Source organism: Terrabacter sp. BE26, from assembly GCF_041941675.1.
Classification (GTDB): Bacteria; Actinomycetota; Actinomycetes; order Actinomycetales; family Dermatophilaceae; genus Terrabacter.
In genome coordinates this window covers 1,487,287-1,501,397 of the sequence record NZ_CP090122.1, presented here as the reverse complement: position 1 = coordinate 1,501,397, position 14,111 = coordinate 1,487,287, and the positions used below count along the sequence as shown (strand labels likewise).

Sequence of the window (14,111 nt, the reverse complement as noted above, 5' to 3'; positions counted from 1 at the left end):
CATGAGAGCAGCGCGCATCCGCAGCCTGGACGGCCCGGCCGCCGTCACCGTCGAGGAGGTGCCAGAGCCCACCCTCGAGCCGGGCCACGTCCTCGTCGACGTGCACGAGGCGGGGGTCAGCTTCCCCGACGTGCTGATGACGCGCGGGCGCTACCAGATGCGCCCGAACCTGCCGTTCGTGCCGGGCGCGGAGTGCGCCGGCGTCGTGCGGGAGGCGGGCGAGGGCACCGCGTTCAGCCGAGGTGACCGCGTCGCCGCCTTCCCCGTCCTCGGCGCCTTCGCCGAGACCGTCGCCGTGCCCGAGGCCATGGTCTTCCCCCTGCCCGACAACGTGCCGTTCGAGGTCGGCGCCGCCCTGCCGATGAACTACCTCACTGTGCACTTCGCCCTCACCCGACGCGGGCAGCTCGAACGGGGCGAGGACGTCCTCGTGCACGGGGCGGCCGGCGGCATCGGCACCGCCGCCATCCAGATGGCGCGCGCCATGGACGCCCGCGTCATCGCCGTCGTCTCGTCCGAGGACAAGATCGAGACCGCCCGGGCCGCCGGAGCCCACCACGTCCTGCTCGCCGACGGCTTCCTCGAGGGCGTCAAGGAGCTCACGCAAGGCCGCGGCGTCGACGTCGTCGTCGACCCCGTCGGCGGTGACCGCTTCACCGACAGCCTCCGTTCCCTGGCACCCGAGGGACGCCTGCTCGTCATCGGCTTCACCGCCGGGCAGATCCCCGAGGTCAAGGTCAACCGGCTGCTCCTCAACAACCTCAGCGTGGTCGGGGTCGGCTGGGGCGCCTTCTGGACGCCCGACCCGTCCTACCTGCGCACCCAGTGGGACGCGATCCTCCCGCTGCTCACCACCGGCCAGCTCGCCCCGCCGATCGGCAGCCGCCACCCCCTCGAGGACGTCGCGGCGGCGCTCACCGAGATCGACGAGCGCCGTGCCCACGGCAAGGTCACACTCACCGTCCGCCAGTAGGTTGGGTCGTATGCCGTCACGCCTGCGCCACGCCCGCACGTCCTCCCGCGCCTCCGCCCCCACCTCCCCCCGACGCGTCCTCGTCACGGGTGGCGCCTCCGGTCTCGGCCTCGCGCTCGTGCGCGCCCTCGTCGCCAGAGGCGACGACGTGCTCGCGACCGACGTGCACGTGGACCGGCCCGACGTGCTTCCCGAGGCGGCGGCATACCTGCCTCTCGACGTCCGCAGCGACGACGCGTGGGCAGCGGCGCTCGCCCACGTCCGCGAGACGTGGGACGGGCTCGACCTGCTCGTCAACAACGCCGGCGTCGCCGCGGGCGGCCGCATCGACGTCGCGACCCTCGACGAGTGGCGCTGGATCATCGACATCAACCTGCTCGGCGTCGTGCGCGGCTGCCGCACCTTCACGCCGCTGCTCAAGGAGCAGCGCAGCGGCCACATCGTCAACACCGCCTCGCTCGCCGGGCTCGTCCACGCCCCGGGCATGGCCGCCTACAACACCGTCAAGGCCGGCGTCGTCGCGCTCAGCGAGACGCTGTCGCACGAGCTGGCGCCGCACCACATCGACGTCTCGGTCGTGTGCCCGTCGTTCTTCCGCACCAACCTCGGGGCCTCCTTCCAGGGCGCCGACACCGAGATGGAGGCGGCCGGCAAGAAGATGGTCAGCGACTCCAAGCGCTCCGCCGAGGAGGTGGCCGCCGTCGTCGTGCGCGGCATCGACGCCCGCCGCGAGCTCATCCTGACCGACCGCGACGGGCACCTCGCCTGGCGGGCCAAGCGCTTCGCCCGCCCGGTCTACACCGCGGCGATGCGCCGGGCGGCACGGCGCGCCGCCCAGACTCCGCTCAGCTCGCCCTAGGGCTGCTCGCGTCGGCCCCGCGCGGGTTCGACACGAAACGTCGAGACACGGAGGGTGGACGCGACGACGCCGAGCTGCGGGACCACCGCCAGACCTACCTCAAGGACCCGTCACCGCAGTCTCCATGAGGGCGCGCAGGTGTGCCGGGATGGGCGTGGACCGGCGGCTCCTCGCGTCGATCTCGACGTGCACCCAGTGGCCGAGGGCCTTGATGGCCGCGTCCGCCCCGGGGCTGCGGTCGGGGTCGACGAAGAGCCCGAGCTGGTAGGTGACGCTGCTCGTCCCGAGCCGAACCACCCGGATGCCGACGACGAGCGGCGTCGGGAACGCCACCTCGGCATAGAACGCGCACGACGACTCCGCCACGACGCCCTGCGTCGGGTCGGTCATCGGGTCGATGGTCAGGTGCTCGGCCTGCCACCCGTTGATCGCCGAGTCGAACAGCTCGTAGTAGACGGCGTTGTTGAGGTGGCCGTACATGTCGTTGTCGGACCACCGGGTCGTCACCGGGCGGTGGACCGGGAAGTCGGTGAGGGTGAGCGCGCGCGGGTCGGACATGGCCCCATCCTGCCGGGCCTGTGGACGCGAGGCCCGGCCGTGTCGGTGCGCGAACGTAGAGTGCTCGGGTGGCGTGGAGCGTGGGGAGAGCGACGTGGGTGGGCGACGTCACCGACCCCGACATCGCCCAGCAGGTCGGCAGCCGCACCTTCGAGCGCGGGATCGCGTATGCCGCCGAGCGTCGGGTGCGTTCCCTCGCCACCCGTCCCGACGGGATGATGCTGCTCGGCACGATCCAGGGCAGCGGCACCGAGACCTACCAGACGATCATCGAGGCGCGCCCGCACCCCAAGGGCCGCTCGCACCTGTGGAGCGGGCGGTGCAGCTGTCCCGTTGCCGCCGACTGCAAGCACGTGGTGGCCCTCATGGTGACGGCGCGGGACGTCGCCCAGGGCCGCGTCGTGGAGCCCCCTGCCGCCGGTGACGGTGCGACGCCCGCCGCGCAGGCGCCCGACGAACGGGCCACCGCGGTCGTCCCTCCGCTCTGGTCCGACGTCTTCGGTCACGTCCGGCCACGGCCCGTCGAGCCTGCGGTCGCCCAGCGACCGGAGCCGCGGGGCGACCTCATGCCCGCCGGGCTGTTCGTCGACACCGTCTACCGCGACCAGCGCGGTCGTCGTGGGCTGCCCGAGCTCAGCTACGGCCTGCGGCCCACGCGCTGGACCCGCGCCGGCACGTGGCACCGCACGCTCTCCTGGCACGACGCCCTGCCGCAGTGGCGGCCCGGCATCCGCTTCCTGCCCGAGCACGAGCGGATCATGGGCCGCCTGCACGACGTCGCCCGGCAGGGCTCGGGCAGCACCACGTACTTCTCCGCGACCCCGCCGCTGGCCCTGGACGCGAGCGGCGAGATCTGGCCGCTGCTGCGCGAGGCGCGCGCGGCCGGCATCGAGATCCTTCCCGGCGAGGGGGTGACCGGGCCGGTCCGCGTCGCCGCCGCCGACGCCTCCCTGGTGCTGCTCGTCAAGCGCGCCGGCGACGGCAGCGGCGACCTCGACCTCGACGTCGAGATCGAGGGGCTGCCCGACGAGGTCGCCGACGACGCGACCGCCGAGCGGCTCCACCTCGGCGACCCCGTCCACGCCATCGCCGTCGAGGGCGACGACGGCTCCCTGACCTTCGTCCCGCTCGAGCAGGACCTCGACCTCGGACCCGACGCCCTCGCGTCGGCGCTCGCCGGGCTGCGGGTCCCCGCCGACGAGCGAGGCCGCTTCCTGCGCTCGGTGGTCCCCGGTCTGCGCCAGCGGCTCCGGGTGCGCTCGGAGGTGCCACTGCCAGCACCCGAGCTGCCCGACGACGCCCGCACCGAGGTGGTGACGGTCCACGTGCGCGTCGTCAGCGACGTGCCGGGGGAGCTGCGCATCGACCTCGGCCACGCCTACGACGGGGTGCCCCGGCCCTTCACGACGGCACGCTTCGGCACGGTGGGAGGCCGTGACCGTGACGCCGAGTCCGCCGCCGTCCGGGCCGCCACGTCCCTGCGATCCGTCCCGGGTGCGCTGCGCAGCGACATCGGCGGTCACCCCTACCTCGTCCCTCGGGTCGTCCTCACCGGCCTCGACGCGGCCCGGTTCGTCGCCGACGTCCTCCCGCTGCTCGAGGCCGACGAGCACGTCACGGTCGAGGTCGACGACGACCTGCCGTCCTACGAGGAGGTGACCTCTGCGCCGGTGGTCCGGCTCGGCGCGACCGAGAGTGCCCGCCGAGGCTCCGACGCGGAGGAGCCCGACGACCGCGGAAGTGACTGGTTCGACCTGCACGTCTCGGTCGAGGTCGAGGGCGAGGAGGTGCCGTTCGAGCCGCTCTTCGCCGCCCTCGCGCGAGGCGATGACATCATGCTGCTCGACTCGGGCGCGTTCTTCCGCCTCGACCGACCCGAGCTGACGCGGCTGCGCGACCTCATCGAGGAGGCCCGCGAGATCGCCGACCCCGACACCGGCGCCCTGCGGCTCAGCGCCCACCACGCCGACCTCTGGGACGAGCTCGTGGCCCTCGGCGTCGTCGACGAGCAGAGCGCCCGCTGGGCCGCCAACGTCGAGGCGCTCGGCTCGCTGCAGGAGGGCCCGCTGGCCGAGCCGCCACCCGACCTGCGCGCCACCCTGCGTCCCTACCAGCTCGACGGCTACCGCTGGCTCGCACGGCTGTGGGACGCCCAGCTCGGCGGCATCCTCGCCGACGACATGGGGCTGGGCAAGACGCTGCAGGTCATCGCTGCGCTGGTGCGTGCCCACGACCGTGGCGAGCTCGGAGCGGGTGCGCCCGGGTCGCGCGGCCCAGTCCTCGTCGTCGCCCCGACCAGCGTGGTCGGCACCTGGCTGGGCGAGCTCGAGACATTCGCGCCGCACCTTGCCGCCGTGGCCGTCACCGCGACCGAGCGCAAACGCGGCGTGCCGCTCACCGACACCGTCTCCGGTGCCCAGGTCGTCATCACCTCGTATGCCGTGCTGCGCCTCGACGACGCCGCGTTCCACTCCGTCCGGTGGGGCGGTGTCGTGCTCGACGAGGCGCAGTTCGTCAAGAACCGGCAGGCCAAGACGCACGTGGCGGTGCGCCGGCTCGGGGCGCCCTTCACCATCGCGGTCACCGGCACGCCGCTCGAGAACTCCCTGATGGACCTCTGGTCGCTGCTCTCCCTCACGGCTCCGGGGCTCTACCCGCGCCCCGACGCGTTCACCAAGAGCTACCGCAAGCCGATCGAGTCCGGTGAGCGGCCCGAGCTGCTCGACCTGCTGCGCCGCCGCATCCGGCCGCTGATGCTGCGGCGCACCAAGGAGCAGGTGGCGATCGACCTGCCGCCCAAGCAGATCCAGGTCATGGCGCTCGACCCGCACCCGGTCCACCGGCACATCTACGACCAGCACCTCCAGCGTGAGAGGCAGCGGGTGCTCGGCCTGCTCGACGACCCCGAGGCCAACCGAGTCGCGATCCTCGCCGCCCTGACCCGGCTGCGCCAGCTCGCCCTCGACCCGGTCCTCGTCGACGAGGCCCACGGCGGCAAGGCCACGGCCGCCAAGATCGACTTCCTCGTCGACCAGCTGCGCGAGCTGGCCGCAGAGGGCCACCGGGCCCTCGTCTTCAGCCAGTTCACCGGCTTCCTGCGCATCGTCGAGGCCGCACTGACGCGCGCAGGGCTCGAGACGGCATACCTCGACGGGTCGACGACCGACCGGCAGTCGGTGGTGCGCGGCTTCCGGGAGGGCGACGCCGTCGCGTTCCTCATCAGCCTCAAGGCCGGCGGCTTCGGGCTGACGCTCACCGAGGCCGACTACGTCTACGTCCTCGACCCGTGGTGGAACCCCGCCGCGGAGGCGCAGGCCATCGACCGAGCCCACCGCATCGGGCAGAACCGCCCGGTCACCGTCTACCGCCTCGTGTCGGCCGGCACCATCGAGGAGAAGGTCGTGGCGCTGCAGGAGCGCAAGCGCGACCTGTTCCAGCGGGTGGTCGACGAGGGCGGCGCGCTGTCGGGGGCCATCACCGCCGACGACGTCCGCGACCTCCTCGGCACGTGATCGCGGCAGCGGCATAGAGTGGCAAGGGCCTATTGGTCTCCAGAAAGGAACGACACGTGGCTTACACGCTTCCCGAGCTCGACTACGACTACGCCGCTCTCGAGCCGCACATCAGCGCGCGCATCATGGAGCTGCACCACAGCAAGCACCACAAGGCCTACGTCGACGGTGCCAACGCCGCCGTCGCCAAGCTGGAGGAGCTGCGTGAGTCCGGTGACTACGCTGCGCTCAACGGTGTCGAGAAGAACCTCGCCTTCCACCTCGGTGGTCACACCAACCACTCCGTCTTCTGGAAGAACATGAGCCCCGACGGCGGTGGCCAGCCCGAGGGCGAGGTCAAGGCCGCGATCGACGAGTACTTCGGCGGCTTCGAGAAGTTCCAGGCGCACTTCAACGCCAACGCCAACGCGATCCAGGGCTCCGGCTGGTCCATCTGGGCATGGGACACCATCGCCGAGCGACCGCACATCATGCAGCTGTTCGACCAGCAGGGCAACATCCCCGTCGGCCAGATCCCGCTGCTGCAGCTCGACATGTGGGAGCACGCCTTCTACCTGCAGTACGAGAACGTCAAGGCCGACTACGTCAAGGCCTGGTGGAACGTCGTCAACTGGCAGGACGTCGCGCAGCGCCTCGAGCGCGCCAAGGCCACGAAGGGCCTCATCCTTCCCGCCTGAGCAGGCACGGCACGAAGGCGGTCACCCCGCAGGGTGGCCGCCTTCGTCGTGCCCAGCCCTGCCTCGGCCGGTCAGGGCCCTGGTGTCAGGGCTCCCGGTGGGCTGAGCCGCCCGCGGTCACCGCGAACGACGACGGCGCGGTGAAGCCGTGCTCGGCGAACGCCGCAGCGATGGCGCGCGACACCTCGTCGACGGAGTCGGTGCGCACGATCGCGATGCACGAGCCGCCGAAGCCGCCACCGGTCATCCGGGCACCGAGGGCACCGTGCTGCCGGGCCGTCTCGGTGGCGACGTCGAGCTCCTCGCAGGAGATCTCGTAGTCGTCGCGCATCGAGACGTGCGAGGCGTCGAAGAGGCGCCCCACCTCCTCGAGGTCGCCGCTGCGCAGGGCGGCGACGGCCTGCTCGACGCGGTCGATCTCGGTGACGATGTGCTTGACGCGCCGCCGGAGCTCGTCGGTGGGCAGCTTCTCCAGGGCCGCGTCGAGCTCGGACGCCGGCACCTCGCGGAGCAGGTCCACGCCGAGGATGCCGGCGGCCTCCTCACACGACTGACGGCGCGAGCCGTACTGCCCGTCGACGAGCTCGTGGTGGGCGTGCGTGTCGGTGACGAGCAGGGCGTAGCCGGCCGACGCGAGGTCGAAGGGCACCTGCTCGGTCTGCCAGCTGCGGCAGTCGAGCAGCAGCGCGGTGGCCTCGTCGGACAGGAGCGCCGCCGACTGGTCCATCCCGCCGGTGGGAGCGCCGGCGATCTCGTTCTCGGCGCGGATGCACACCTGGGCCAGGCGCGCTCGCGACTCGGCATCCTCGATCAGGCCCAGGCCGGCGAGGTCGCTGACCGCTGCCCCGACCGAGCACTCGAGGGCCGCGGAGCTCGACAGCCCGGCGCCGACCGGCACGGTCGAGTCGACGAACACGTCGAGGCCCGGCACGTCGTGGCCCTCCTCACGCAGCGCCCAGAGCACGCCGGCGACGTAGGCCCCCCAGCCGCCCGGCCGCTCCGGCGACACGTCGTCGAGCGCCACCTCGACGACGCCGTCCTGCTGCGCGGAAGCCATCCGCAGGAGGCCGTCGTCGCGACGCGACGCGGCGGCATACGTGCGGTGGGGCAGGGCGATCGGCAGGCAGAGTCCGCCGTTGTAGTCGGTGTGCTCGCCGATGAGGTTGACGCGGCCCGGCGCCGACCAGACGCCCTCCGGCTCGTGGCCGTAGCGCTCCGCGAAGCCGGCGCGCACGCTCTGCACGACCTCCTCCGAGGTGCGCGCGCTCACGGCGCCACCTCCCGCAGCCGTGCGGCGGCCCGCTCCGGCGCGACGTCGTTGATCCAGCCGCCGACGCCCGACTCGGAGCCCGCGAGGAACTTCAGGCGGCCGGGACCGCGCAGCACCGACATCAGCTGCAGGTGCAGCCGCGACACGTCGCGCCCCGTCTTGGCCGGCGCCTGCTGCCAGGCGGCGATGTAGGGCAGCGAGACCGGGGAGCCGTCCTCGGCGACGTAGTAGCGGTCGAGCCGCCCGAGCAGGTCGCGGTAGACGACGGCGAGCTCGTCGCGCTCGTCGTCGTCGAGGGCGACGAGGTCGGGCACGTCGCGGTGCGGGGCCACGTGCACCTCGAGCGGCCAGCGGGCCGCGAAGGGGACGTATGCCGTCCAGTGCGTCCCCGAGACGACCACCCTCGAGCCGTCGGCCTGCTCGGCGGCGAGGATGTCGGCTCCCAGCAGCCGGCCCGTGCGTTCGTGGTGGCGGCGAGCCGCCTCGAGCAGCGACTTCGTGCGGTCCGGCAGGTAGGGGTAGGCGTAGATCTGGCCGTGCGGGTGCGGCAGCGTCACGCCGATCTCCTTGCCGCGGTTCTCGAAGGCGAAGACCTGCTCGACCTCGGGGATCGCGCCGAGGGCCTCGGTGCGCTGGGCCCACGTGTCGATGACGGTGCGGACCCGCTCGACGGGCAGGTCCTTGAACGACGACTCGTGCTCGCTCGTGAAGCACACGACCTCGCAGCGGCCCACGGCCGGGCGCATGCCGAAGATGCCGGCGGGGTCGGGCACGTCGGCGCCCACGGAGGTGACGGCATACGAGGGGAAGCGGTTCTCGAAGACGACGACCTGGTAGTCGCGCTCGGGGATCTCCGAGGGGACCGAGCCGCGCCCGGCCGGGCAGAGCGGGCACTCGTCCTTGGGCGGCATGAAGGTGCGGTGCTGCCGGTGGGCGGCGATGGCCACCCAGTCGTCGACGAGCGCGTCGTGGCGCAGCTCGCCGGACGGCACCCGCGGCTCGGGGGGTCGCGGGTCCTCCGCCGTGCGCTCCGGGGTGCCCGGCTCGTCGACGTAGATGATCTCGCGCCCGTCGGACAGGTGCCTCGTCGTGAAGCGCGCCGCGGTGCGGGCGGGGGTGGGGGTGGTCATCAGGCCTCCGCGATCTCGAGTGAGCCGACCATCTCCCGCACGGCCTCGCGGGCGCGCTCCGGGAAGGCGGTGTCGGTGACGAACAGGTCCACGTCCGCGAGGTCTGCGAACGTGCTGAGCCCCACGGTGCCCCACTTCGACGAGTCGGCGAGCAGGCAGACGCGGCGGGCCGACTCGACGAGGGCACGGTTGGTCTCGGCCTCGACGAGGTTGGGGGTGGTCAGGCCGGTGCGGCCCTCGACGCCATGGGCGCCGAGGAACAGGATGTCGACGTGGAGCGAGCGCAGCGCCGCCACGGCCACGGGCCCCACGAGCGCGTCGGAAGGCGTGCGCACCCCACCGGTCAGCACGACCGTCTGGCCGGGCGCCGCCGACTCGTGCAGCAGCTGAGCGACCGGGATGGAGTTCGTGACCACCGTCAGGTCGGGCACGTCCCTGACGGCCCGGGCCAGCTCGTAGGTGGTCGTGCCTGCCGAGATGCCGATGGAGCTGCCGGCCTCGACGTGCCGGGCCGCCGCGCGGGCGATCGCCTGCTTCTGCGCGAGCTGCAGCCTCGACTTCGCCGAGAAGCCCGGCTCGTCACTGCTGCGCGTGCCGTCGAGCGCCAGCGCGCCGCCGTGCACCCGCTCGAGCAGGCCGTCGCCGGAGAGGCGCTCGATGTCCCGGCGGATCGTCATGTCCGACACGCCGAGGCGCTCGACGAGCTCGGAGACCTTGACGGCCCCGGACACCTGCACCAGCTCGAGGATGACGGAGCGCCGCTGGCTGGCGAGCATCCTCAGTCCTCCCGAGTCACGGCCACGCCACCCCTGGCGAGGCGGACGGTGCCGTCGACGGTGGCGTCCGCGACGAGGTCGTACCCACTGGCGGCGACGGCGAGCGCTTCTTCCCACCCGAGCGTGAAGAAGGCCAGGGTGCTGGTGGGCCGAGAACGCATGGGCCACAGACTGTGGGCTCGGCGCCGTGGATGTCAACATTCACAAACATCGACTTCTGTTCGGACGTGACGCATCCTGATGGATATTGTGCTGCACAGTGGTGCAGCGTGGGCACCGCGTAGGACAATCACGGCGGCTTCCGGTCGACCGTCCCAGCCACCCATCGACCCGAAGGCGAGTGTGCCGTGTCCCTGAGCTCCCACTCCCCGGCCGGTGCGACCGGCACCGACGTGCACATCCTCGAGTCCGCCGGCACGGCGCTCGTGCTCCTTCCGCGAGCCGACGGGGCCGCCCTCCCAGAGGTGGTCCACTGGGGCCCCGCCCTCCACGGTGGACCGAGCACGTATGCCGCCCTGACCGCCGTCACGACGCCACCGGCGCCGCCGAGCGCCCTCGACGAGCCGTGGCCACTGACCGTCCTGCCCGGGGAGGCCGACGGCTGGTCGGGCACGCCCGGGTGGGCCGGACACCGCGGGGGCGCTGTGGGCGCAGTCCGCTGGCACGACGTCACCTGCGCCGCCGAGGGCACGGCGCTCGTGACGAGCGCGAGCTCGGGTGACGGCATACGGCTCGAGCTGCGGCACTCGCTCGACGAGCACGGGGTCCTGCGTGTCGATGCGTCGCTGACGAACGAGGGCAACGGCCCCGCGCCGCTCGACGTCTCCGCGCTGCGGGCGATCCTGCCGCTGCCGGTGCGCGCCGACGAGGTGCTCGACCTCACCGGCCGCTGGTGCCGTGAGCGCGCGCCGCAGCGCAGCCGCCTCGACCACGGCACGCACCTGCGGGCCAGCCGCCGGGGTCGCACGGGCCACGACGCGACGCTGCTGCTCATGGCCGGCACGCGCGGGTTCGACTGGCGCACAGGGGAGGTCTGGGCCGTGCACACCGCCTGGAGCGGCAACCACGAGCACCTCGTCGAGTCGCTGCCCGAGGGCGCCGGACGCCACCACGCCGTCCTCGGCGGCGGTGAGCTGCTCGCGCCCGGTGAGGTTCGCCTCTACCCCGGGGAGACGTATGCCGCCCCGACGGTGGTCTTCGTCCACTCCACCGAGGGCCTCGACGGGCTCTCACGCCGCCTGCACGGCAGCCTGCGGGCCCGGCCTCGCCACCCGTCGCGACCGCGGCCCGTCGTGCTGAACACGTGGGAGGCGGTCTACTTCGAGACCGACCTCGACCACCTGAAAGCCCTGGCCGACACGGCCGCCCGCATCGGCGTCGAGCGTTTCGTCCTCGACGACGGCTGGTTCGGCAGCCGGCGCCACGACCGCGCGGGCCTCGGTGACTGGGTCGTCTCGGGCGATGTGTGGCCCGAGGGCCTCGGGCCCCTCGTGGACCACGTCAAGGGCCTCGGGCTCGAGTTCGGGCTGTGGTTCGAGCCGGAGATGGTCAACGAGGACAGCGAGCTCGTGCGCGCCCACCCCCACTGGGTGCTGCGCCCGGCCGCCGGGTCACCGCGAGAGTGGCGCCACCAGCAGCTGCTCGACCTGACCCGCGACGACGCGCGCGAGCAGCTGCTCGAGCGGATCAGCGGGTTGGTCACGGAGTACGGGATCGACTACATCAAGTGGGACCACAACCGCGACCTGCTCGAGGCGGTGCACACCGTGGAGCGGGGGGACCGCCGACGGATCGACGCGCCGGCCGTGCACGCCCACACGCTCGCCTTCTACCGCCTGCTCGACGACCTGCGCGCCCGGCACCCGCGGCTCGAGATCGAGTCGTGCAGCAGCGGCGGCGGTCGCGTGGACCTGGGCGTGCTCGAGCACACCGACCGCATCTGGACGAGCGACTGCAACGACGCCCTCGAGCGGGCCAGCATCCAGCGCTGGACGAGCCTGCTCGTGCCGCCGGAGCTGATGGGCACCCACGTCGGCCCTGCCGTCGCCCACACCAGCCACCGCACCGTCGACCTCGGCTTCCGCCTGCTCATGGCGCTGCAGGGCCACGCCGGGCTCGAGTGGGACATCACGACGTGCTCCGCCGAGGAGCTCGAGGTGCTCGCCGCGTGGACGGCGCTGGCGCGAGAGCTGCGCCCGCTCCTGCACACCGGCGACCTGGTGCGCTCCGAGAGCCCGGACGGGACGGTCCTCGTGACCGGCACGCTGGACGCCGAGCGTCGCCACGCGGCATACACGGTCGCGCGGCTCGTCACGGGACGGGACGCCGTGACCGGCGCGCTGCCCCTTCCCGGCCTCGACGAGACGCTGTCGTATGCCGTCCGCGTCCGCCCCGAGGCCGGACTGCCTGCTGTCGTGCAGCACACCCCACCCGCTTGGTGGGGAGCGGCGCTCTCGGACGAGGGCCTCGTGGTGCCGGGGGCGGTCCTGGCGAGGGTCGGCCTCCCGGTGCCCGTCCTCGGCCCCGCCCAGGGCTACCTTCTCGAGCTCCGCGCCCTCTGACCCGTCCCACCCCTCACTCGTCCCGCCCCTGCCCCCAACCGTCGAGAGGCCAAAGTTCGCGGGTCTCCGCCCGTCGAGAGGTCAACGTTCGTGGCAGAGACTGGCCACTCGACTGCGCGTCACCCGCAAAGAATGGCCTTTCGACGGTTGAAGGTCAGGCGAGCTGGGCGGGATCAGGCGCGGTCGGGGGCGGCGGGTGTCGCGTCGGCGGCGCAGTCGCGGCAGGTGCCGAGGAGGGCCGCATGGCTCGTGTGCAGCTCGAAGCCGAGGTCGGCGCGCAGCCGCGCCCGCACGCCGTCGAAGACCTCCGGGGGCACGTCGAAGACGCGCCCGCAGTCATGGCACTGCACGTGGGCGTGGTCGTGCCGCTCCGGGTGCACGTCGACGGAGGCTGCCGGCTCGGTGAGGTGGTAGACGGTGGCCGCGCCGCCGAGGTGCACGTGCGAGAGCACGCCGGTCTCCACGAGCGAGGTGAGCGTCCGGTAGACGGTGGCTCGGTGCACGGCCGGCTCCGCCTCGGCCACCCGGGCCCCGATCTGCTCGGCACTCAGGTGCTCGTCGGCGAGGTCGGCAGCGTCGACGACCCGCAGGACGGCATACCGCGCCGTCGTGACGCGCTCACCCGCGGACCGCAGCCGGGCGACGGCCTCGGCGACGCGGGCACTGTCGGTGCGGCGGTCGGTGTCGCGGTCGGGGGAGCGGTCCGCTGAGGTGGCCACGACCCCATTATCGGCAGTGGCAGACTCTCCCCCGTGCGCGCCCTCACCAAGCTGTCCGCAGGCCCTGGCCTGTCCCTCGTCGACCGTCCGGAGCCCGAGTGCGGGCCCGGCGACGTCAAGATCCGCGTCCTGCGTGCCGGCATCTGCGGCACCGACCTGCACCTGGCCGGCTGGGACGAGTGGGCCGAGTCCACCGTCAAGCCACCGCTCGTCATCGGCCACGAGTTCTACGGCGAGGTCGTCGAGGTCGGCGAGGACGTCACCGAGGTCAAGGTCGGCGACCGCGCCTCGGGCGAGGGGCACATCGTCTGCGGCACGTGCCGCAACTGCCGCGCCGGCCGCCGGCACCTGTGCATCCGCACCCAGGGCATCGGCGTCAACCGCGACGGCGCCTTCGCCGACTTCGTCGTCATCCCGGCCACCAACGTGTGGGTGCAGCCGGAGGACCTCGACCCCGACCTCGGCGCCGTCTTCGACCCGCTCGGCAACGCCACCCACACCGCCCTGCAGTGGCCGATGGTCGGCGAGGACGTCGTCATCACCGGAGCCGGCCCGATCGGCGTCATGGCCGCCGCGATCGCCCGGCACGCCGGCGCGCGCTACGTCGTGGTCAGCGATGCCAGCGACTACCGGCTCGCCCTCGCCGAGCACGCCGGCGCGGACCTGACGATCAACGTGACCCGCGAGAGCCTCGCCGACGCGCAGGCCCACCTCGGGATGAAGGAGGGCTTCGACATCGGCCTGGAGATGTCGGGCGCCGCTCCGGCCGTCACCGACATGATCACGAACATGAACCACGGCGGTCGCATCGCGCTGCTCGGGCTGCCGCACCAGTCCTACGAGCTCGACTGGGGCAAGGTGATCACCCACATGATCACGCTCAAGGGCATCTACGGCCGCGAGATGTACGACACCTGGTACGCGATGTCGCAGATGATCGCGACCTCCGAGCGCTTCCGCTCCGCCGTCACGCAGGTCATCACCCACCGGTTCCCCGCCGAGCAGTGGGAGGAGGCCTTCGACACCGCCCGCTCGGGCCAGTGCGGCAAGGTCCTCCTCGACTGGAGCTGAAGGGA

General features: G+C 72.8%; 12 protein-coding genes. 6 read left to right on the top strand and 6 right to left on the bottom strand.

Going from position 1 to position 14,111, the window contains the following annotated elements:
* The first annotated feature begins 1 nt into the window (after position 1).
* Positions 2–973, top strand: coding sequence for an NADPH:quinone oxidoreductase family protein (locus LQK93_RS07070; protein WP_374970835.1), 972 nt, complete (start codon positions 2–4; stop codon positions 971–973).
* 10 nt (positions 974–983) lie between these two features.
* A complete protein-coding gene (locus tag LQK93_RS07065; RefSeq protein WP_374970834.1) occupies positions 984–1,832 on the top strand; it encodes an SDR family NAD(P)-dependent oxidoreductase in 849 nt (282 codons plus the stop codon).
* Positions 1,833–1,931: 99 nt separating this feature from the next.
* Here the strand turns inward: LQK93_RS07065 and LQK93_RS07060 are convergent, their stop codons facing one another.
* Complete coding sequence (locus LQK93_RS07060) at positions 1,932–2,390, bottom strand: acyl-CoA thioesterase (protein ID WP_374970833.1); 459 nt, start codon at positions 2,388–2,390, stop codon at positions 1,932–1,934.
* 68 nt (positions 2,391–2,458) lie between these two features.
* Here LQK93_RS07060 and LQK93_RS07055 point away from each other — a divergent pair, with 68 nt between their 5' ends.
* Together LQK93_RS07055 and LQK93_RS07050 are read left to right on the top strand one after the other, a co-directional pair.
* On the top strand, positions 2,459–5,902 hold the full coding sequence (locus tag LQK93_RS07055; RefSeq protein WP_374970832.1) for an SNF2-related protein: 3,444 nt from the start codon (positions 2,459–2,461) through the stop codon (positions 5,900–5,902).
* Positions 5,903–5,958: 56 nt separating this feature from the next.
* Positions 5,959–6,579, top strand: coding sequence for a superoxide dismutase (locus tag LQK93_RS07050; protein WP_142180848.1), 621 nt, complete (start codon positions 5,959–5,961; stop codon positions 6,577–6,579).
* 85 nt (positions 6,580–6,664) lie between these two features.
* Here LQK93_RS07050 and galK read toward each other — a convergent pair whose 3' ends face one another.
* Genes galK through LQK93_RS07030 form a run of 4 tightly spaced genes read right to left on the bottom strand, consistent with a single transcriptional unit; the run spans position 6,665 to position 9,916 of the window.
* Entirely contained in the window at positions 6,665–7,849 is a 1,185-nt protein-coding gene (gene galK, locus LQK93_RS07045; protein WP_374970831.1) for a galactokinase, read from the bottom strand.
* The gene (gene galT / locus LQK93_RS07040; RefSeq protein ID WP_374970830.1) at positions 7,846–8,979 is read right to left on the bottom strand and encodes a galactose-1-phosphate uridylyltransferase; all 1,134 of its coding nucleotides are present in this window, start codon (positions 8,977–8,979) and stop codon (positions 7,846–7,848) included. The genes galK and galT overlap by 4 nt, the downstream gene beginning before the upstream one ends.
* On the bottom strand, positions 8,979–9,755 hold the full coding sequence (locus LQK93_RS07035; protein ID WP_374970829.1) for a DeoR/GlpR family DNA-binding transcription regulator: 777 nt from the start codon (positions 9,753–9,755) through the stop codon (positions 8,979–8,981). Before LQK93_RS07035 ends, galT begins: the two co-directional genes overlap by 1 nt.
* 2 nt (positions 9,756–9,757) lie before the next feature.
* The gene (locus LQK93_RS07030; RefSeq protein WP_374970828.1) at positions 9,758–9,916 is read right to left on the bottom strand and encodes a hypothetical protein; all 159 of its coding nucleotides are present in this window, start codon (positions 9,914–9,916) and stop codon (positions 9,758–9,760) included.
* Positions 9,917–10,102: 186 nt separating this feature from the next.
* Here LQK93_RS07030 and LQK93_RS07025 point away from each other — a divergent pair, with 186 nt between their 5' ends.
* Positions 10,103–12,316: an alpha-galactosidase gene (locus LQK93_RS07025; protein WP_374970827.1), complete on the top strand. Its 2,214-nt coding sequence runs from the start codon at positions 10,103–10,105 to the stop codon at positions 12,314–12,316.
* Positions 12,317–12,489: 173 nt separating this feature from the next.
* Here the strand turns inward: LQK93_RS07025 and LQK93_RS07020 are convergent, their stop codons facing one another.
* Positions 12,490–13,035 (bottom strand): Fur family transcriptional regulator, encoded by a 546-nt coding sequence (locus tag LQK93_RS07020; protein WP_374970826.1) that lies wholly within the window; start codon positions 13,033–13,035, stop codon positions 12,490–12,492.
* A 33-nt stretch (positions 13,036–13,068) separates the two neighbouring features.
* On the opposite strand from LQK93_RS07020, the gene tdh reads away from it, so the two are divergent.
* Positions 13,069–14,106, top strand: a complete 1,038-nt coding sequence (gene tdh / locus LQK93_RS07015) for an L-threonine 3-dehydrogenase (protein ID WP_374970825.1) — start codon at positions 13,069–13,071, stop codon at positions 14,104–14,106.
* The last annotated feature ends 5 nt before the right edge of the window (positions 14,107–14,111 follow it).

Coding starts and splice junctions, on each gene's coding strand:
- LQK93_RS07070 (WP_374970835.1), top strand. CDS start 2: ATGAGAGCAGCGCGCATCCGCAGCCTGGACGGCCCGGCCGCCGTCACC.
- LQK93_RS07065 (WP_374970834.1), top strand. CDS start 984: ATGCCGTCACGCCTGCGCCACGCCCGCACGTCCTCCCGCGCCTCCGCC.
- LQK93_RS07060 (WP_374970833.1), bottom strand. CDS start 2,390: ATGTCCGACCCGCGCGCGCTCACCCTCACCGACTTCCCGGTCCACCGC.
- galT (WP_374970830.1), bottom strand. CDS start 8,979: ATGACCACCCCCACCCCCGCCCGCACCGCGGCGCGCTTCACGACGAGG.
- LQK93_RS07035 (WP_374970829.1), bottom strand. CDS start 9,755: ATGCTCGCCAGCCAGCGGCGCTCCGTCATCCTCGAGCTGGTGCAGGTG.
- LQK93_RS07030 (WP_374970828.1), bottom strand. CDS start 9,916: ATGCGTTCTCGGCCCACCAGCACCCTGGCCTTCTTCACGCTCGGGTGG.